This window comes from Chryseobacterium sp. CCNWLW53 (assembly GCF_037083525.1).
GTDB lineage: Bacteria > Bacteroidota > Bacteroidia > Flavobacteriales > Weeksellaceae > Chryseobacterium > Chryseobacterium lathyri.
This window is the reverse complement of record NZ_JBAOJR010000005.1, coordinates 292064-313873: the sequence shown is the minus strand read 5'-3', so window position 1 is coordinate 313873 and position 21810 is coordinate 292064. Positions and strand designations below refer to the sequence as shown.

At 37.3% G+C, this 21810-nt stretch carries 15 protein-coding genes; 13 read left to right on the top strand and 2 right to left on the bottom strand.

Annotation, left to right across the window (positions count from 1 at the left end; all coding sequences use genetic code 11):
• Window positions 1–26 precede the first annotated feature (26 nt).
• From gldL to V6R96_RS17445, 5 genes are all read left to right on the top strand, one after another.
• On the top strand, window positions 27–719 hold the full coding sequence (gene gldL / locus V6R96_RS17465; protein WP_048503046.1) for a gliding motility protein GldL: 693 nt from the start codon (window positions 27–29) through the stop codon (window positions 717–719).
• A gap of 53 nt (window positions 720–772) precedes the next feature.
• The gene (locus V6R96_RS17460; protein ID WP_111959206.1) at window positions 773–2365 is read left to right on the top strand and encodes a GldM family protein; all 1593 of its coding nucleotides are present in this window, start codon (window positions 773–775) and stop codon (window positions 2363–2365) included.
• 20 nt (window positions 2366–2385) lie between these two features.
• Complete coding sequence (gene gldN, locus V6R96_RS17455) at window positions 2386–3324, top strand: gliding motility protein GldN (RefSeq protein ID WP_336379729.1); 939 nt, start codon at window positions 2386–2388, stop codon at window positions 3322–3324.
• Window positions 3325–3378: 54 nt separating this feature from the next.
• Window positions 3379–4413, top strand: a complete 1035-nt coding sequence (locus V6R96_RS17450) for an FAD-binding oxidoreductase (RefSeq protein ID WP_336379728.1) — start codon at window positions 3379–3381, stop codon at window positions 4411–4413.
• Window positions 4414–4498: 85 nt separating this feature from the next.
• Window positions 4499–4756, top strand: coding sequence for a SemiSWEET transporter (locus tag V6R96_RS17445; RefSeq protein ID WP_111959212.1), 258 nt, complete (start codon window positions 4499–4501; stop codon window positions 4754–4756).
• Between the two features lie 73 nt (window positions 4757–4829).
• Here V6R96_RS17445 and V6R96_RS17440 read toward each other — a convergent pair whose 3' ends face one another.
• Both V6R96_RS17440 and V6R96_RS17435 read right to left on the bottom strand, forming a co-directional pair.
• Window positions 4830–5267, bottom strand: a complete 438-nt coding sequence (locus V6R96_RS17440) for an META domain-containing protein (protein WP_116013147.1) — start codon at window positions 5265–5267, stop codon at window positions 4830–4832.
• A gap of 30 nt (window positions 5268–5297) precedes the next feature.
• Window positions 5298–5690, bottom strand: coding sequence for a hypothetical protein (locus tag V6R96_RS17435; RefSeq protein WP_111959216.1), 393 nt, complete (start codon window positions 5688–5690; stop codon window positions 5298–5300).
• A gap of 583 nt (window positions 5691–6273) precedes the next feature.
• Here V6R96_RS17435 and V6R96_RS17430 point away from each other — a divergent pair.
• From V6R96_RS17430 to V6R96_RS17395, 8 genes are all read left to right on the top strand, one after another.
• Window positions 6274–6639: a hypothetical protein gene (locus V6R96_RS17430; RefSeq protein ID WP_336379727.1), complete on the top strand. Its 366-nt coding sequence runs from the start codon at window positions 6274–6276 to the stop codon at window positions 6637–6639.
• A gap of 148 nt (window positions 6640–6787) precedes the next feature.
• The gene (locus V6R96_RS17425; protein WP_336379726.1) at window positions 6788–7873 is read left to right on the top strand and encodes an efflux RND transporter periplasmic adaptor subunit; all 1086 of its coding nucleotides are present in this window, start codon (window positions 6788–6790) and stop codon (window positions 7871–7873) included.
• Between the two features lie 22 nt (window positions 7874–7895).
• A complete protein-coding gene (locus V6R96_RS17420; RefSeq protein ID WP_111959219.1) occupies window positions 7896–11090 on the top strand; it encodes an efflux RND transporter permease subunit in 3195 nt (1064 codons plus the stop codon).
• Entirely contained in the window at window positions 11077–12519 is a 1443-nt protein-coding gene (locus V6R96_RS17415) for a TolC family protein (RefSeq protein ID WP_336379725.1), read from the top strand. Before V6R96_RS17420 ends, V6R96_RS17415 begins: the two co-directional genes overlap by 14 nt.
• Before the next feature lie 245 nt (window positions 12520–12764).
• Complete coding sequence (locus tag V6R96_RS17410) at window positions 12765–14318, top strand: T9SS type A sorting domain-containing protein (protein ID WP_336379724.1); 1554 nt, start codon at window positions 12765–12767, stop codon at window positions 14316–14318.
• Between the two features lie 10 nt (window positions 14319–14328).
• Window positions 14329–17631: a hypothetical protein gene (locus tag V6R96_RS17405; protein ID WP_336379723.1), complete on the top strand. Its 3303-nt coding sequence runs from the start codon at window positions 14329–14331 to the stop codon at window positions 17629–17631.
• A gap of 6 nt (window positions 17632–17637) precedes the next feature.
• Window positions 17638–21114 carry a DUF6443 domain-containing protein gene (locus tag V6R96_RS17400; RefSeq protein ID WP_336379722.1) on the top strand — a complete coding sequence of 1159 codons (3477 nt, stop codon included), beginning with the start codon at window positions 17638–17640 and terminating at the stop codon, window positions 21112–21114.
• The gene (locus V6R96_RS17395; RefSeq protein ID WP_336379721.1) at window positions 21114–21554 is read left to right on the top strand and encodes a hypothetical protein; all 441 of its coding nucleotides are present in this window, start codon (window positions 21114–21116) and stop codon (window positions 21552–21554) included. Before V6R96_RS17400 ends, V6R96_RS17395 begins: the two co-directional genes overlap by 1 nt.
• Window positions 21555–21810 lie beyond the last annotated feature (256 nt).

Here is a 21810-nt window from a genome sequence, read left to right as displayed (position 1 = left end):
TTTAACATTAAAAAAACTAACTTAATATGTTTAAGACTAAAGATGCTTGGATGAATTTCTTTTATTCATTCGGTGCTGCAATTGTAATTCTTGGAGCTTGGCTTAAAATTACTCACATTACCTTGGGACCAATTAATGGTAATATGGCTCTTACAGTGGGTCTTATCACGGAGGCTATTATCTTTATTATTTTCGCATTTGACCCTCCGAAATCTGAAGAGTCTTATGCATGGGAAAATGTATATCCTGAACTATTGGATAAGCATGCCAACCCAAACCCTTTACACTCTAATGTGTCATCCAAAAACAATGCACAGCAGTTTGCAGAATTAGAAAATTCTCTTTCAAATAAATTAGACAAAATGCTTCAGGAAGCAAAACTGGATGTTCAGTTATTTGACAGACTTAGAACAGGTATCGATAAGTTCTCCAGCTCTGTTGATCAGATCAACCAGACTGTGGACGTATCTGCTTCCACTCATAAATATAATGATCAGCTTAACAAAGCAGCTCAACATATGGAAAGCATGAATGCCTTATATGCAATGCAGCTTGAAAACGGTAAAAAACAATCTGAATTTGCTAACAAATATGTTGCAGATATGCAGAAATCTGCAGAGCAGTCTGAAAAATTCAATCAAGAGTTACAAGGTTTAACAACTAATCTTAACAGCTTAAACAGAGTTTATGGTGGTATGCTTACTGCTATGAAGTCTTAATTCCTAACCATTTCTAAATTTAACTACTTAATCAAAAACTAAAAGAAAAGAGAATGGCACAAGGAAAACAGACCCCTCGTCAGAAGATGATCAACCTGATGTATTTGGTGTTCATCGCGATGATGGCCCTAAATATTGATGCAGAAATCATCAGATCATACTATGACTCTACCAGAGCTTTGAATGAAACAAGAACTTTAACGGAAAAAAAGAATGAAAAAATCTTTGAAAAAACGTTAGAGGCTAAAGCTCAGCAGGTTCCGGATACCTATGCACAGCCTTGGGAACAGTATAAAGTTTTAAAAGGTAAAATCGATTTATTGGTATCATCTGCTCAGGGTATTAAAGATGCCTTGAAAAAACAGTCCGATTTCCATGATAGAGATCCGAAAACAGGAAAAGAGATTGATGTAAGTGAGAATTTTGCAGCATTGAACAACAATGAGGCGACTACAGAATACTTCTTCAAAGAAGGAGATGAGAATGCACCTTCAAAAGGAGCTTTAGAATTGAAAGCTAAAATTGATGATGTAAGAAATTACATCAATGCAACTTTTGGCAGCAATGCGCAATTAAAAGATTTGGTGGACAGAGCTAATAAATCTCTGATTGCCGAATATCCTAAAGGAAAATCTCCAAATGATAAGACCTGGTTTCAGAATAAATTCTATCACCAGCCGTTAATCGCTGCGATTTCAAACCTTGAGATCATCCAGAATGATGCTAGAAACGTACAGTCCGATGCATTGGCATTATTACTTCAGGAGAAAGTGGATGCGAATATCAAATTCTCAAGCTATGAGCCTATTGTTTCAGGTCCTGTAGATATCCAGGCAGGAAAACAGGCAGAAGTAAAAGTAATGTTAGGTACTTATTCCAATAGCAACAAGATCAGTATTTCTGGTGTAGGCAGAGTAGAAAATGGTAAGGGTATCACTTCAATATCAGGTTCTGGTATCGGAGAACATAAATTAGGAGGAACAATTACCTTAACGGATGCTTCAGGAAAACCTCAGAGTTTCCCATGGACGCACACGTATAATGTAATCGCAGGTCCAAGAGAAGTAAAACTTGAAAAAGGATTATTACTTTCTGCTGATAAAATGAACGTAATGTATAGAGGACTTGAGAATCCTGTTTCAGGATCTATCTTAGGTGCTGATAATTCTAAACTTTCATTATCTGCTCCGGGAGCATCTGTAAGAAATACAGGCCCAGGAAAATGGATCGTGAAGCCTACAACAGGTAACGTAGTTAGATTGACATTATCCGGAATTGATCCTTATGGAAAATCCGTATCTCAGGTATTTGAATATAGAATTAAAAATGTGCCGCCACCACAAGGTCAGATGAGAGGACAGAATGTATTGTCGATGCCGGCAACTTCTATTCCTAACCAGTCTGTACAGGCAGCGATTCCAGACTTCGACTTCCCGGTTTCATTCAATGTTACCCAGTTCATGGTTAGAGTTCCTGGAAGAGCAGCATTACTGATCCATGGAAATTCATTAAGTGATGCTGCAGGATTAGTTAAAAATCTTAGATCTGGAGATGTAGTTTCAATTTTCGAAATTAAAGCTACAGCACAAGGATTAGAAGGACAGCAGATTAAAAACATTACTCCTATAATTATTAATGTTCAATAGGACTAAAATTGTAATTTATTATGAAAAAATATATTAGCAGCCTTTTAGTATTAGTTTCGGGATTTGCTTTATCCCAGACTATTCTGAATGCTTCTTCTCCAGAAGAGTTCAGACAGATGAGAGAGGAAAACAAACAAAAAGTTGGTGATACTATTATTGATAACACAGTAAAGCCTCTTGAATATGGTTTTGTAGAAGATAAAGATATCCTTAAGAGTATGTTTGTCTGGGAAATCATTGATATGAATGATAAAATCAACCAGCCATTCTACTATGATAATCCGGATGGGCTTCTTTCTACACCTACCAGATCTCTGTACCAGTTATTATTGGATGGTGCATTGACAGGAAAGATTGAGCAGGTTTATGATGATGAAAACTTTACAGTAAAACTTTCACCGGAAGGCATTCAAAAGAGACTTGAAAAAGTAGTAATCAACGATGCTGCCATTGATATTCTTAACTCCGGAAGACAGTTAACTGAACAGGAGAAAAAAGAATATACCGACGTTTTCAAGACTACTACTGATAAGGTAAAAGTCCTTAAGATCATGGGTATGTGGTTTATCGATAAGAGAGACGGACAGATGAAATACAGACCTCTGGGGATTGCAGCAATGGGACCAGATCCTGCTGTACAGGGAGTTATTGGACCAGATGGTAAGCCGATTGCCAGTAATGATGAGCTGATCGATTTATTCTGGATCTACTATCCGAATGCAAGAGATATTCTGGCAAACAACTATGTTTACAACAGAAAGAATTCTTCTGCTGACCTGTCTTTCGATGATATCATCAATGCAAGGAGATTCTCTTCAGTTATTTACAAATCATCAAGCGGTTTAGGTGATGGTACTATCAAGGACTATATCCCTAAAGATGCTGAAGATCAGTTGGAAGAAAGCGAAAGAATCAAGGCGCAGATCCTGAATATGGAAAATGATATGTGGAATTACTAGATTTCACTTGATATTTATACAAAACCTGAGTACTTTTACTCAGGTTTTTTTATTATGAAACATGTAGACTATATTATTGTTGGAGATGGATATGCGGGATTGTTTTTTGCTCATCAGTTGATTAAGCATAACAAATCTTTTGTACTCTTTTCAGAGGGGAGAAAGAGCGCTTCCCAGGTGTCTGCCGGAATTATCAATCCGGTGGTCCTCAAAAAATTTACGACTTTCTGGAAAGCACAGGAACAAATTGACTTTCTGAAAGACACTTTGAATGAAATAGAATCTTATACCGGGAAAAATTATCTTATCAATTCACCGATTCACCGGGTTTTTCATGACGGGAATGAGCAGAACCTTTGGCTCAAAAAATCAGATAACGAAGAACTTTCTAGCTTCCTTGATAAAAAATTCGATCATTTAGAGGTAGTAAAAAACGACTTTAACACGGGAAAGGTCAATCAGTCTGCCAGACTTCAGGTAAGTGGATTTTTCGGGGATCTATTTGATTTTTTAGAAAAAAAAGAACTTCTGATTAAAGAAAAATTTGATTATGAAAAATTAGATGCTTCTTCAGCTACTTATAAAGATTTTCAGTGTAAGCATATTATATTTTGTGAAGGAATGGGGGTGAAAGAAAATCCTTTTTTCTCAGATATAGCTGTTATTCCCAACAAAGGACATCACATCAAAGTAAAACTCTCCGAAGAAATTCCAAAAGATATTACGATCAAAAAGAAACATTTCTTGTTCCCAACAGATAACGGACTCCATTTCTATGGCGGAACCTACGATCGAGAACAGCTTCATCATCATGTTGACGAATCTGCAGTTACACAGCTTGTGAATGGACTGTCGGAAATTTATCCGTATGATTTTGAAGTTAAAGAAGTGAATTTTGGTTTCAGGCCGACAGTAAAAGACAGGAGACCTATTATCGGAAGACATGCATCATACAAAAACCTGTATGTATTCAATGGCCTTGGGGCAAGAGGAATTCTGAATGGCTGTTATTTTTCAAAAAGCCTGTATCAGTTTATTGAAGACAATATTCCGCTTCACGAAGAAGTCTCCGGTGAAAGATTCAAATAGTTAAGGTGGAAGTAATACTATTGGTCTTCAATTTATTACTGTTGCTGTGAAATTTGATAAAATACATTTAAAAAGAATTGAAACTATGAATGAAAACATCCTGGGAATAATAGCTGGAGTCCTTACTTCCATCTCCATGATCCCCCAACTGATCAAAGTTATTAAAGAGAAAAATGTGGATGATATCTCCCTGGTCATGCTCATAGTGCTTATTACAGGCCTTTCGCTCTGGGTTTGGTACGGCTTTATAAAAGATGAGCTGCCCATTATTTTGTCAAATGCTTTTGCTGTTCTGGTCAATATAAGCCTTCTGATCTGCTATATGATCTATAAAAAATCTTAAGAGAATTTATAATAAAAAAAGACGTTTCGCAAATTGTAAAACGTCTTTTTTATATCGTAAAATTTTAATTTAATTATGGTTGAAGAACAAATTTAGCCAAAGGAGCCATTCTTGCCTTATTCAATGTCAGCGTATTGCCGTTTACAGAATAATTATCTGCGGCAAGTACTGCTTTTGTAAATAATTGTTCAGTTTCAAGATCCTCACAGGCCATCATCGTAGACATTCCCTGGTTGAATTTAATTCTCATCATATCAGGCTTAATCTCAAAAGTGCCTCCAAATCCATTGCATCCGGCATGACCTTCATACCTCATACCTTCCGTATTAAGCTTAAAGTAAGGATTGTTCTTTGGGTTTTTAAGCTGGATCGGTTGCCCGTTCAGTTCCGTCAGCTTCCAAGTTTTTCCTGTAATATCTGTTGGCTTTTGCTCAGTAGCTGGTGTTGTTTTGCATGCCGTAAGAAATACAAATAAGAAAAGAGCAGACAAATAATAATATAAGTTTTTCATAATATATTTTGTGTAAGGTTGGTGATTAAATTAATAAGAAGCCATTTTTGTAGAGCCGGATCCTTTTGCTTCACGTTTTGCATGGAATAGGACCATATCTACATTTTTTTTCAGTAAAGTGATATTTCCCTTGATATTTGAATACTGATATTCCTCGTTGCTAGCAGTATACTCAGGAAGTGCATCACTTTTTTTCAGATCATAGGTTTTGCCCTCCAGATGTACTGTTGCCGTACCTTTTGTATGATTGATGATGACCTCAATTTTTTCCCCATAACTGTCGGTGAAAACATCTTTTGAAGTTTCATCTTTGCTTTCCGGTACTGTCTCTGTAAGTACCTCTGCTTCTTTGCCCGGATGCTTACACGCTGTTGAGGAAAGGACTGCCAGCCCGATAAGGACCGATGTAAATAATTTTTTCATAGTGATAAGTGATTGGTAAGTGTATCATGAAATAGTGATATTAATACTATATAAATTTACAAATATTTTTAATAAATATATGTTAATTTTACATAAATTAATCTGATATTTTTATCTGTTATGCATTACAGTTCTTTACAGGCGTTTTTATAAATCATAAAAAGACCGGATTTTTAAAGATTTGTAAAGAATAAACTACCGCAAGAATGCTCTTTGAGCTGTCGGCTTTAAGAATGAAATAGTACAGTTTTTTTCATAGGTACATTTGTTGTTTTAATTGATTGCAAAAGTATTAAAATTATATGATGCTGATACCCAGTAAAAAATGATTTAAATCATGCCGTTTAGAATTCCTTCTTTTTCATACTCAGTTAAAAATAATTACTCAATTCTAGATTTCTCTGTAAATAGTTATTTTGAAACTCTTTATTTAGATTCCACATGAACTTCAGTATTTCTAATGGCTAAATTTTTTTCTTCAGCTAATTTAAAGGAGAGTTAAATTTTGTTAATCTGCTATGAGGATATACATATCTAAATGTACATTTGCCACTTCAAAATGAGAAACTTTCTAATATACTTTTTGACTGGCCTTTTTCTGCTCTTCGTGGTAGAAAGCAGGCTTAGCGTTAAAACACTTCGAAATGACTATGCAGGTCATGTTTCTCACCATATGCCTAAAAAAGTCAATAAGCTGAACCAGACTTTCGAAAAACTCTCCGTACAGCAGATGGCAGACAATGTAGACAATGCCAGCTTAGAGCTTACTGAAGAAGATTTTCAGCTTTCTGACACCATACAGATTATTGCTGTATTTGCAGGAGTATTCAGTCTTGTTTATATTTTTGGCCTTCGTTCCTTTAAAAGCAGAAAACCTGGTTTTCACGGTTTTCTTTCGCTCTATTCCAATGTTAAAACATTCATTCTGATCCGTTCTATCAGAATTTAAAATTCATTTTTCCCAATTTATTTTCTGTCCTCAATCCGGATAGGAAATATCCTGCGTTGCATATGCCAATAATCTTATGGCGCAGGATCTCTATTACCAAACATTCTTATTTTCAAAACATTAACGATTTATATTAAACTCTAGAATTATGATCAAAAGAGTTGCCTCAGGCATTGCGATAAGCACCCTTTTATTGACTGTTGGCTGCAGTCAGAAGAAAGAAGAAAAAGAAGAAGCCACAGTATATCCCGTCACAAGTCCTGTAAAAATGGATACTGTGATTAATAAAGAATACGTAGCCCAGATCCAGTCTGTGAAAAACATCGAAGTCCGTGCACAGGAGAAAGGATTCCTTGAAAAAATTTATGTAGATGAAGGACAGTATGTACACGCAGGACAGACCCTGTTCAGAATTATGCCTCAGCTGTACCAGGCTGAATTATTAAAAGCGAAAGCAGAAGTAGAGCAGGCTACCATCGAATTAAAAAATGCAAGCACCCTGGCCAGTAACAACATTGTTTCTAAAAATGAAAGAGCAATGGCCAAAGCTAAGTTGGATGCTGCCAATGCTGAAATGAAACTGGCACAGATCCATTTATCTTTTACAGACATCAAAGCGCCATTCTCAGGGGTAATCAACAGAATTCCTTTAAAACTGGGAAGCCTTGTAGACGAAGGTGATCTGTTAACTTCTTTATCAGACAACACCAACGTTTACAGCTATTTCAATGTTTCAGAACCAGAATATCTAAGCTATCAGACTCATGCTGCCGACAGAGGAAGCAATCAGGTGTCTTTAATTATGGCCAACGGAGAAATACTCCCTCAGAAAGGAGAAATTCAGACCATAGAAGGAGAATTCGACAATGAAACAGGAAATATTGCCTTCAGAGCAAAATTCCCGAACCCTGACAAACTGCTTAGAAATGGCGAAACCGGAAAAGTACAGATGACTCTTCCTGTGCATAATGCGCTTATCATTCCGCAGAAAGCGACTTATGAAATTCAGGATCAGAAATATGTATTCATCATCGATAAAAATGGAATGGCAAAATCCAGAAATATAAAAATAGCTTACGAGCTGCCGGATCTTTATGTGGTAGCTTCAGGGCTTGAACAAGGAGATAAAATCCTTTTAGAAGGGGTACAAAAAGTAAAAGACGACCAAAAAATACAGACCAAATTCCAGGATCCTAAAAAAGTTCTTCAGTCATTGAAACTAAAAGCAGAGTAGTCTACTCGTAAAACGAAGCAGTATGTTTAAGAAATTCATCCGCAGACCTGTTCTGTCTATTGTGATCTCACTGATCATTGTATTTATGGGGATTCTGTCGCTGGTAAAACTTCCAGTGACCCAGTTTCCCTCCATTTCACCACCTAAAGTAAATATCACCGCAGAATATCCGGGAGCCAACAACGAACTGTTGATTAAATCAGTAGTTATTCCCCTCGAAAGAGGCCTGAATGGAGTTCCGGGTATGAAATATATGACCTCCGATGCCGGTAACGATGGCGAAGCTTCCATTCAGATCGTATTTGATCTCGGAACAGATCCCAATGTTGCTGCGGTAAACGTTCAAAACCGTGTATCTTCCGTTGTTAACAAGCTGCCGCCTCTGGTAGTGCGTGAAGGGGTAAAAATTACCCGTGAAGAACCCAACATGTTGATGTACATTAACCTGTACAGTGATGATCCGAAAGCTGACCAGAAATTTCTTTTCAACTATGCCGATATCAACGTGATGTCTGAATTGAGAAGGGTAAGTGGAGTAGGGTTCGCAGATATCCTCGGAACCCGTGAATATGCTATGCGTATCTGGCTTAAACCGGACAGGCTGACCGCTTACAATATTTCCGCAGACGAAGTGATGGAATCCCTGAACCAGCAGAGTTTGGAAGCTTCCCCCGGAAAAACAGGGGAAAGTTCAGGAAAACGCTCCCAGTCCTTTGAATATATTCTGAAATATTCCGGACGTTTCAATAATGAAAAAGATTACGGAAATATTATCTTAAAAGCAAAACCGGGCGGAGAATTTGTAAGATTAAAAGATGTGGCTGATATAGAATTCGGTTCCTCAATGTATGATATCTATTCTACATTGAACGGAAAGCCTTCTGCAGCGATCACAGTAAAACAGTCCTACGGTTCCAATGCAAGTGACGTTATCAAAAATGTAAAAACTTTGATGAAAGATCTTGAGAAAAACAACTTCCCGAAAGGAATGCATTACGACATCAGTTATGATGTTTCCAGATTCCTGGATGCATCCATGGAAAAGGTTATTCATACCTTATTTGAAGCCTTTATCCTGGTAGCAATCGTGGTATTCCTGTTCCTTGGAGACTGGCGTTCAACCTTAATTCCTGCGCTGGCGGTTCCGGTTTCACTGGTTGGTACATTTGCCGTCATGTCCGCATTTGGAATTACGTTAAACATGATCTCGCTCTTTGCATTGGTAATGGCCATCGGGGTCGTTGTCGATGATGCGATTGTGGTCATTGAAGCCGTCCATGCCAAGATGGAAGAAAAAGGACTTTCCCCATTAAAGGCAACGGAAGAGGCTATGCATGAAATCAGTGGGGCGATTATCGCAATCACTTTGGTTATGGCATCCGTATTCATCCCGATTGCATTCATGTCTGGTCCGGTGGGAGTATTTTACCGTCAGTTTTCCATTACCATGGCTTCAGCGATTATTCTTTCAGGGGTTGTAGCCTTGACACTGACTCCGGCTTTATGTGCTTTGATTTTAAGAAACACTCACGGAAAAGCCAAAAAGAAAACCCCAATTACCATTTTCCTGGATAAATTCAACAATTTATTTACGAAAGGTGCCGGGAAGTATGAGAAAATGCTGAATAAAACGGTTAAGAAAAAATCCATCACGCTTCCTTTACTTCTGGCATTTTGTGCCTGTACATATTTCTTAAGCAACTCACTTCCTTCAGGATTTATTCCAGCGGAAGACCAGGGAATGATCTATGCCATTATCCAGACCCCTCCGGGATCTACTTTGGAAAGAACCAACCAGATTGCCAAAGAATTATTAAGGGAATCTGAAGACATCGATGGTGTGCAGTCCGTTTCTTCACTGGCAGGATACGAAATCCTGACAGAAGGTACCGGATCCAACTCAGGAACCTGTCTGATTAACCTTAAAAGCTGGGAAGAGCGAAAAGAATCTGCTGCTGAGATTATTGAAAAGCTTGAAGAAAAAGCCAAAAATATTCCCGGTGCCAATATAGAATTCTTCCAGCCGCCTTCCATTCCGGGTTATGGTGCCGCAGGAGGTTTTGAGCTCCGTCTGCTTGATAAAGCAGGAAGTGGAGATTACCATAAAATGGAACAGGTAAGTAATGATTTTGTAAGAGAATTGAAAAAACGTCCTGAGCTTGGATCTGCATTTACATTCTATTCTGCAAGTTTCCCTCAGTATATGTTGAAGGTAGATAATGACCTTGCGGAACAGAAAGGAGTAACGATAGAAAATGCAATGGATAACCTGTCTACCTTAATAGGGTCTAACTATGAGACTAGTTTTATTCGTTTCGACAGACCTTATAAAGTGATTGTGCAGGCAGGTCCTCAATACCGGGCTTTGCCTACAGATCTCCTGAAACTATATGTGAAAAATGATAAAGACCAGATGGTTCCGTATTCAGACTTTATGAGAATGGAAAAGGTATATGGATTGTCAGAAATTACAAGACATAATATGTATAATTCTGCAGAAGTAAGTGGAACTCCGGCACCGGGATACAGTAGCGGCCAGGCTATTAAAGCAATCCAGGAGGTGGCGGATAAGACCCTTCCTAGAGGTTTTGGTATCGACTGGGCAGGTATTTCCAAAGATGAAGTGAGCAGAGGGAACGAGGCTGTGTTTATCTTCCTGGTCTGTCTCGGATTTGTATATCTGATCCTTGCAGCGCAGTACGAAAGCTTTATTTTGCCGCTGCCGGTGATCTTATCGCTTCCGACAGGTATTTTTGGAGCATTCTTATGCTTGAAATTACTAGGTCTGGAAAATAACATCTATGCTCAGGTAGCCATGGTCATGTTGATTGGTCTGTTAGGTAAAAATGCGGTACTGATCGTAGAATTTGCCGTTCAGAAGAAAGCAGAAGAAGGAATTCCTGTAGCGAAAGCGGCTATCGAAGGGGCGGCGATCCGTTTCCGTCCAATCTTGATGACTTCATTTGCCTTTATTGCAGGCCTTATTCCATTGGTAATCGCAACCGGACCGGGAGCTGTAGGAAACAGGACAATTGGTACTGCAGCTGCAGGAGGAATGCTGATAGGAACTATTTTCGGACTGATGATTATTCCGGGGCTGTATTATATTTTCGGAACCATCGCAGAGAAATCGAGACTGGCAAGATATGAAGAGGAAAATCCTTTAACAGAACAAACTGAACCTTATCAACACGATAACAAACATGAAGATTTATAATAAATATATAGCAGCCATTGCTCTATCGCTTATCCTCGTAGGCTGTAGAGCTCCTATGGCCACCGTTATAAAAGATGAAGTAAAAGAAAACCTGCCTCAGAATTTCAATCAGGAAGAGCAACAGGATGTCAGCGCAAACAGTGGGACAACTCCCTGGAGACAGTTTTTTACAGATCCAAATCTGGTGAGCTTAATCGAAACCGCTTTAAAAAACAATCAGGAATTACTGATCACACTTCAGGAAATTGAAATTGCGAAAAGTGGAGTATTGGCTAAAAAAGGAAAACTGACACCAACGGTATCAGCCGGAATAGGAGCTGGAATAAAAAAAGCTGGCCGCTATACCAGTGAAGGAGCCGGTGATGCCACTACAGAAATAGAACCCGGAAAAGAAATGCCCGATCCTTTGGGCAATTTTGAAGGCGGATTAATGGCCAACTGGGAGATTGATATCTGGAAAAAGCTCAGAACTGAAAAAGAAGCGGCTGTTGCTCATTATCTTTCTACCGTTGAGGGGAAAAACTTTGTATTATCCAATCTTATTGAAGAAGTAGCGGACAATTATTATGAATTGTTGGCGCTGGATAATCAATTAGATATTATTCAGCAATATATTAAGCTGCAGGAACGAGCGCTGGAAATTTCCAAAATTCAGAAAGAAGCTGCAGCGGCTACGGAACTGGCTGTTAAGAAATTTGAGGCGGAACTGGCAAAATCAAAAGCTGCAGAGTATACGATTCGTCAGGATATTACAGAGAAAGAAAACCAGATTAATGCGCTTTTGGGAAGATATCCACAGCCTATCGTGAGAACGAAAGAAAGCTTTATGTCTACAATGCCACAGACTGTTTACACAGGAATACCGTCTCAGTTATTAGCCAACCGTCCGGATATTAAACAGGCAGAACTAGAATTAAAAGCTGCAAAACTGGATGTACAGGCTGCAAGAAAGGAATTTTATCCGTCACTGGAAATTTCTGCAACATTAGGATTGGAAGCCTTCAAACCTTCTTATCTGGTTAAGTTACCGGAATCTATTGCTTCCAGTCTGGCTGGAGAGCTGGCCGGGCCATTAATTAATAAAAGTGCGATCAAAGCAAACTTTCAGACTGCTGATGCAAGACAAATACAGTCGCTGTATGAATATGACAAAACAATTTTACATGCTTATTTGGATGTAGCAAATCTTATGTCAAAGGTTAAGAATATAGATCAGTACTATCAGTTGAAGTCGCAGGAAACTAAAGCTTTGGATCAGTCTATTGATATAGCGAATCAGTTATTCAAAAATTCAAGAGCAGATTATCTTGAGGTTCTTCTGAATCAGAGAGATGCTCTGGATGCCAAAATGGAGCTGATTGAAGCTAAGCAGAAACAGCTGAGCACCGTTGTAGACATCTACAAAAGTTTAGGTGGTGGCTGGAAATAAGACATCATAATTCTATCAATAAAACAGTTAATGTTTTGAGCTGATCCCTTCGGGGATTGGCTCTTTTTGTTTTTTATGAATGAGATTTTATTGCATTTAGGATTAATTTTATTCACTGGTTGTTTGAAATAGACAGAAAATATTCTTGTATATAAAAATTTAGATTAAATCTCAAGGGTGGGACTTGAAATGCGTTAAAAAATGTTAAATTTGCAAAAAAATATAAAAACTAAATACACAATCAGATGAAGAAAATTTACTCTGGTGCATGTATTCTATGCACGGTTCTTGGACTTTCTGCCCAGGAAGTATTATGGCAGAAAGACATCAAATCCTCTACACAGGATTTTCTAAGCCAAGTGACCACAACAATAGATCAGCAGTATCTGATCACGGGAAGCTCAATTCAATCCAGCCCTTCAATAGGCTCAGGGACCTCAAGTCAAAAGCAGAATAACGGCTACGATTTCCATCTGGTAAAGCTTAACCAACAAGGTGAAGCAGCCTGGGAGAAATACATTTCAGGAAATAATCACGACTATCTTTCCGCAACCGTTGCTACCCAAGATGGTGGATTTTTGATTTCTGGTACCTCATATTCAGGGAAAGGTCTTGATAAAAAAGAAGATTCCAAAGGCGGATCTGATATTTGGCTGATACGTCTCAATGAATTCGGAGACGAACTGTGGCAGAAAACTTTAGGATCAGCATCCGATGAAGAAGCAAGATCTGTTATTCAAACAACAGACTTAGGATTCTTTGTAGCTGGTAACGTTCAGAATTCAGCTAAGGGTTATGGTTCAAAAGATGTTTTGATTGTAAAACTCGATAAGGATGGAAAAGAACTCTCTCAGTCAGTTTTAGGAGGAAAAGGTTTAGATGAAGTAGAGAAAATGATTCCAACGAAAGACGGCGGAGCTTTGCTAGGAATCTATTCCAGAAGCACAACAGGTGGCTCAAAGAAAACCGAAAACTTTGGTGAAGGAGATTACTGGGTAATCAAGCTTAACAAGGATGGAAAGGTTGAATGGGAAAAGAATTTTGGTGGCAAAGCAGATGACCACATCAGAACCCTTGCCTTGACCTCAAACGGATATATTATTGGAGGAGAAAGCCGATCCGAACGATCAGGATCTAAGACAGTTGGAATAGAAGAAGGTACAGATTTATGGCTTATCTCACTTAACGAAAGAGGGGAAGAAATCTGGCAAAAATCCTACAATTTTGGAAACAGAGATATTCTGATGGGAGCAAGTGTGCTTCATTCAGCAGATGATAAGTCTTCAAAAGGAATTCTTTTGGGAGGCTATACCCAGGCAGAAGGAAAAATTGAGACCGATGATGAAACTTTCTGGATGCTGTATCTGAACCAGGACGGTAATGAACAGTGGAGAAAACATGTAAAAGGAGAATCCAGGAAGAGAGAAGAAAGACTTTCAGATATAAAGCTGAATAGAGATGGCTCCATTATCCTAGCTGGAACCAGTGCAGAAGAACTCGGAAAAGAGAATTGGAAGATCGTAAAGTTGGGTGATAAAAAGCTTGATCAGTTGATTGAAAAGCAGGACATTAAGATTTATCCCAACCCGGTTTCAGACTATGCGTATGTGGAAATAGGCTTTGACTTTAAAGAAGCTGATATTATGCTGTATGATATGGGAGGGAGACAGCTTCAGAGTTTGAAAACTAAGAATAAGGTGACGAAGATAAATACCCAGAATTTGATTCAGGGAGCTTATCTGGTGACCATAAAAACGGATACTAATAAAACTGCTAATGCTAAACTAATAAAGAAATAATAAACATCAAATGAGAAAAATATTAATACCGGCTGCTTTGCTAATGATAAGTTTTATGGAGGCACAGCAGTCCACTACCAATGCAACCCTGCCTAATATCATTCCTCCTTCCCCTACAGCATATGCACTGGGAAATTATGGGAATGTGCCCGTAGGACTTTTTACAGGATCTCCCAATATATCGGTTCCTTTATTTACTTATAAAACAGGAAATATTGATCTTCCCTTAAGTCTTTCCTACTCATCCAACGGAATTAAAGTAGATGAACTTTCTACCAATGTCGGTTTAGGATGGAACTTAAATTTTGGTGGGGTTATTACAAGAATGGTAAGAGATCGGGCAGATGAATCATCCACCCATATTACTACACCTGAAACTGTTAGCGGAGCCTATACCAACCCTGTAACCAATCAATTTTTATTTGCTGTAGGAAACGGCTCTAATGCGCTGGATACAGAGGCAGATCTTTATTCCTTTAATTTTAATGGCTATTCAGGCAAGTTTTTCTACGATCAGACTGGTCTACCTCATATTGTAGATCAACAGGCTGTAAAAATTGAAAGAACAGGAAATACAAACGGTGATGGTCAGGATTTTCTGTTAACCGTTGCCAATGGAGAAAAATATTATTTTACTGAAAAAGAAAGTACAGTTTACAACAGCATAGGAAGTGGACATTCCACACCTTCCGGCGCCGTTACGGCATGGTACCTTACCAAAATTGTAAATCCCAACGGCGATGAGATCTATTTGAATTATGAGGCAAGTACACTTGATGAGTATACTTCCTCTGAGTCACAGACTTTGAGAGTATCTGTAGGCTTTCCAGGAACACAAGCCGCTTGTGAGGGGTCTGTGTATTCGTTGGGACCTTCCGCCAGCCCGATAGTTAGTAATACTATGCAGGTTTCCGGGAAAAGAATTGTTTCTATCAGTAGCAATAATACGGCAGATGGGTCTGTTACATTTGAGTATGAAGCCAACAGTTCTGGACTTGACGTTAATGGAAATGTAAAAGTAAAAACAATTCGGCTCCTTGGCAGAAATGGAGAAATTGTTGAAAGTACTGCATTTAATTATCTCAACACTGTTAATAAAAGAAACTTTCTTACCGGGATCACATTCAAAGATCCCCAGAAAAAATACAGTTTTGAATATGATAATCCGCAGGACTTTCCTGAAAGGCTTTCCAAGTCCCAGGATCAGTGGGGATATTATAACGGAGCAAATAATGGAGCCCTTATTCCAAGGAATATTCCTGACTACGGTCTTTCAAATTTTAACTATGGAGGTGCTAATAAAGAACCCAATCCTCTTTATTCCAAACTGGGGATGTTGAAAAAAGTAACTTATCCAACAAAAGGCTATACCGAGTTAGAATACGAAGGAAATACCTATTGGGGTGAGAAAACTATTTACCCCGATCTCTTTACCAAATCACTTCAGACCAAAACAGATAATACAACAGATGAAAGTACTGCTGAATTTACTTTTACCTCTCCAATTAATCAGACAATCACTATCAATGCAACTTTAAGTGGAAACTCAATAGCAGCATGTAACAGCTTTGTGAGCTCAGGACATTATTCAGGAACAATAACAATCAATCAGGGGACCCCTTATCCCCTTACACGGGACGTTTATTCCCAACAGATTGTCATTGATGCTATTGCCGGAGAAACCTATACAGTATCAGTTCACGCTGATTTTATGTGCAGTAACGTGAGGGCCAGTTTTTCCTATTATCCTACTGCTCCGCAAACCTTTTTCACGAATCTGGATACAGGAGGAGTAAGGATAAAATCCACAAAAGATATTGATCCCGTTTCAAGTGTACCTGTTTATAAGAGATATTTTTATGCCCACAAAGATGACATTAACCATTCTTCCGGGCTAAAGGGAAACAAAACTTATTATGCTGATTTGGTTAAATGGCAGACCGCTTGTTACGGAGCCCCGGGTTCAGGGAACCCAGGAAGTTGTGCAAGTGTGGTAGAAAATACTGACGTTGTTCTTTCGTCAAGTAGCCTGATGCCTTTGTATGATACAGGAACCATGACCTGCCTTTATCCTTTTGTAACCATCAGTGAAGGAGGGGATAATTTTGAAAACGGTGGTGAAATGAAAGAATTTACCGTTCACAGGGATGAGGCCGGTTCTAATCTATGGGGTCCCGGAGGAATAAACAGTGGTCCTTGGACTAATAAAGGCTGGGATAATGGTACCGAACGGAAATCTTTAGTCTTAAGAAAGAATTCCGGTTCATCAGTTTTAGATATTATCCAGGAGAAAGAAAACATCTATGAAAAAAATGATGCGGCCACCTTTGAGCTTAAAAATTTTATAGGTAAAAATTTATTTGATTATGCATGTGGAACTCCTCAGCACTCCTATACCTGTACCGCGGCTGATGTTGGCATGCCTAATAACAAATGTACCGGCTTATCAGAAGGGACTCCTGTTAATCTTTCTGACTTGAGTAATCTCAATATCAATGAATACAGGACTGTTTCTTACTGGCATTATTTAAAATACCAGAAGACCACAGACTATTTAGGAGGTATTCCTGTCAAAACAGAAACAGAATATTTCTATGATAATCCAGCCCATTACCAATTGAACCGTCAGAAGACTACTTTTCCTGATGGCAGAATCGGTGAAACAGCTTACAGCTATGCCCATGAAAAAGGCAACCAGCTGATGATCGGTAGAAATATGGTTGGGATTCCACTTGAAACAGTTAGCAGCCAGACTATTGGTACTACCACAAAAACATTATCAAAAACGGAAACGGTTTACCCGGTATCATTACCTACTGCTGAAACAGGAAACCTCATCCTACCACAATCTGTAAAATCATATAATATATCTGATTTGAATATTCCCCCATCCACTGAAGTCACTTATGATAAATATGATTTAAAAGGAAATCTTCAACAATATACAAGTAAGGAAGGTATTCCTGTAGCTATTATTTGGGGATATAATCAGACCAAGCCTATTGCTAAAATAGAGGGAATTACCTATGATCAAGCATTAATCTTGGGAGTAGCAGATATTATTACCAAATCTAATGAAGATATTGATACAAACACACAAGATTCTCTAATCACAGCACTGGACAATTTCCGTATAGCTAATAGTAGGTTTTATATTACTACCTATACGTATGATCCGTTAATTGGTGTTACAAGCATTACCCCTCCATCAGGAATCAGGGAGCTTTATAAATACGATACAGCCAACCGTCTTGAAAAAGTGATTATCAATGGAAAAGTATTGAAAGAATATAAATACAACTACAAAAACTAACACACGATGAAAAAAATAATTATCCCGATCAGTGCATTATTTATAACGGGTTTAGCTCATGCACAGCTTTCACCGACAGAAAATTACGTCTATTCAAAAACATATCTTTCAGACCCTACCCTTTCAACTCCAAAAACCTCAGAAACCGTTCAGTATTTTGATGGCTTAGGAAGACCAAAACAGGTAGTGAATGTCAAAGCTTCACCATTAGGAAAAGATATGGTTACCCATATAGAATACGATGGGTTCGGAAGACAAGTGAAGGATTTTCTTCCTATTCCTCAGTCAGGAACCCTGAATGGTGCTATTGTTCCAACTCCATTAGCCAATGCTCCATCGGTATATGGTTCAGAAAAGATCTATGCAGAAAAGGTTCTGGAAAATTCGCCTCTTGACAGAATCCTTGAACAAAAGCAAGTAGGAAATGACTGGAGCAATAAACCAGTAAAATTTGGCTATGATACCAACGCTGAATATGAAGTCTATAAATTTACAACCAATACTACCTGGACAAATAATGCTACGTTATCAACTTTAGTTTTTGATTTTTTCCCACCGAACCAATTGTATAAAACTACAGTCACTGATGAAGATGGCAATATTACCAAAGAATACAAAAATGGGAAGGGTCAGGTCATAATGGTAAGAAAATTTGATGGGACATATTACACTGATACCTATTATGTGTATAATGAATATGATCAGCTGGCATTTGTTATCCCACCCAAAGCAATACACCTATCCATTACAGATACCTTATTAAATGATTTATGCTATCAGTATCGTTATGATGGAAGAGGTAGGCTTGTAGAAAAGAAACTTCCTGGAAAAGGCTGGGAATATCAGATATATGACAAACAAGATCGAATAGTTGCTATACAAGATTCCAACCTTAGAGTTAATGGGCAATGGCACTATACCAAATACGACCAGTTTGGAAGAGTTGCCATTACAGGGATCGGAACAGGTTCATCTAGAATCGTTGAGCAAAATATGGTTGACGGATTAGGTTCAAATAATGTCAACCGATTATCCAGTCCATTATTCAACAGGCAGGGAATGGATGTATATTATGGAAATCAGGACTCAACCTATCCAAATTCAACAAAATGGGTTACAGTGCTATCATTGAATTATTATGATACTTATCCAAATTATAGCTTTAATCCTACCTTTCCTTCTTCTATAATGGGAAAAGCTATCTTAACAGATAACCCGGTAAATACAGGGAAAAGCACTAATGATCTTCCTGTTGTGATTTTGGTGAAGAATATTGAAGATGATAATTGGACTAAAGATTACAATTATTACGATACCGAAGCAAGATTAATCGGAACATATTCCATCAATCATTTGGGGGGTTATACTAAAACAGAATCAGAACTTGATTTTGCAGGAACACCCAATCAAACCAAAACTTATCATAAAAGGCTAAATACAGACACTGAAAAGGTTATTACTGAAACGTTTGAATATGATCATCAAAACAGATTGCTGATACACAAGCATCAGGTAGATAATAACCCTGTTGAAATCTTAGCTCAAAATGAATACAACGAGTTTTCACAGCTGAAAAACAAGAAAGTCGGAAATAATTTACAAAGTATAGATTACACTTATAACATACGTGGTTGGTTAACTAAAATTAACAACCCTGCAAGTTTGGGCAATAAGTTATTTGGATATGAAATAAAATATAATAATCCTGTAAATACTTCCCTGTCTTCTGCAAAATATAATGGAAATATAACTGAGGTAGATTGGCAATCTTCTAATGACCAGGTTTTAAAAAGATATTCTTATCAATATGACGGTTTAGACAGATTAAAAAAAGGAATCTATACAGAGCCTGATACTTCAATTCCAGAAAATAATTATTATAATGAGACTTTAAGCTATGATCTGAATGGAAATATCACTTCTTTACAGAGAAATAGAAAAGCGGAATATATTGGGGTACAATTGATGGATAACCTGAGTTATTCTTATATAGGGAATAGGCTTAATTCTGTTACAGATCTGTCAAGTAATTACTTTGGCTATCCTGATACATCAGGAAATACGATGACTTACGATGAAAATGGAAATATGAAAGATCATATTGATAAAGGTTTTCTTGAAATTAAATATAATTATCTGAATTTACCCAATTATATTAAATTTGCCAAATATATTTCCAGAAGAGGGCAAATTTATTATGTGAATACCAATTATATTTACAGTGCAGATGGTATAAAACTTCGTAAAAGATATAATTATTTTACAGGATCTACCAATGTGGGAACGGTGGCACTTAATGATTATTTAGATGGCTTCCAGTACACCAACACGGATTCTCTTGTGCAGTCTGATGGTAGTTTTACGATGGCATTACAATTTGTGCCTACTGCAGAAGGCTATTATGATTTCGTGAAAAATAAGTATTTTTACCAGTATAAAGATCAGGTTGGTAATATCAGACTTGCTTTTTATAAAGATGCTGCCGGAAATCCTACTATAGACAGAACAACAGATTTTTATCCTTTTGGATTGGAACTTGGAGGAGGGGGATTAAATATTTATAATTCACAATCCCCGAATTATACATACACTTTTCAGGGGCAGGAGAAACAAGAGGATTCGGGTTGGAGTTCTTTTAAATGGAGAAATTACGATCCTACAATGGGGCGATTTTTTAATATAGATCCGCTTGCTGAAAAGTTTCCCCATAATAGTACATATGCATTTCAGGAAAATATGATAGGTAAAGGTATTGAGTTAGAAGGTTTAGAATTACTTCCAAATAATTCAGGATATTTTGCTATTCGTGGGAATGAGATGGTGGTGAAACAAGCTCCTGCATCACAGAGAGACAGTTTTGGAAGACCATCTTTTACGGCTGCAGATATTGGATTAACAACTAGAGGATATAATCCTACTGCGCCAAGAATAAGTACAGGCGAAACAGGGCTAAAGCTGAAATCTTATAATTATAGTGGGTCAAAAGCTGAGGATCTATCAATGGAAAGTGCTGAGACAAAGAGTATGGCTGAGCAAGAAATTGAAACTGAGAAACCAAATAAATTAGCTATGGCTAAAGAAAAGCTAACTACAGTAGCAGATGGTGTAAAAGAATTGATGAATAATGCTTTTATAGCTATGGATATTCCTGCTGCTATAAAAAGTGTAGATGACCATGTAAAAGCAGCAAAGGATATAAAATCTGTTGAATTTAATGCTACCCAAATGGATCTTGCTATAGACTATGTTAATTCAAGTAAAATAAAAATGAATCAACAAACAAAAAATGATGTAACTAACTATGTTTATGATGGACAGTTACCGGGTAAAGGTTTAATGCAAAATTCAGCAATTATTCAAACAGGAAATGCTATTCTAAAAGCAAATAAAGCGCCTATCCGCCCAACCCAAGATCAAATAAGAAAAATGCTTAATGAAAAACAAAAACAGACTCAAAATAATTTAAGAAATATACCTCGATAATGAAAACAATTAAATTAATCTTCCTATTACTGATCCTATTCAATTTTAGCAGCTGTGTTAATCAAAAACAAAAAGATGATGAACAAATAAAGAATGTTGTATCTAATTTTTGGCAGGCGGTTAAACAAAATGATGAAAAAGTTTATTTAGGTTTAATTGAAGATAGTGAATCTGAATATAAGTTGGCAATGTTAAATCAATTACATTATCTTAATAGAAATTATAATAAACTTAATAATCAAAACTTCTTACTTAATAAAGTACAAATAAAAGATACTAATGAATCTGGAACACCTCAAAAAGTTGTTGAATATGAATTTATAAAGGCAAATTCTACTGTCGAACCATTGAGTGTAAAGTTATTTTTCTATAAATCAGTAGGTTATAATAAAATATTTAATGTTCAAATTTTAGGAAACCTGCCTGAATGGGAAAAATAGGTATGCAGATAGTTAAATTAATATTTGGATTCCTAGTTTTATTTAGCATTAACTGTTGTATTAATCAAAAAGAAAAAGATGAGTAGCAAATAAAAAAAACAGTAAAAAATTATTGGAAAACAGTAAAAGAAAATAATCTAGAAGAATATAAAAAGCTTTTTGATGAAGGACAGGCTTTTGATGGTGGTATCCAAGGAGAGTTTTATTTTTTGCATGACAATTATGAAAGAATAAATCCTAAAAACATTTTACTTAA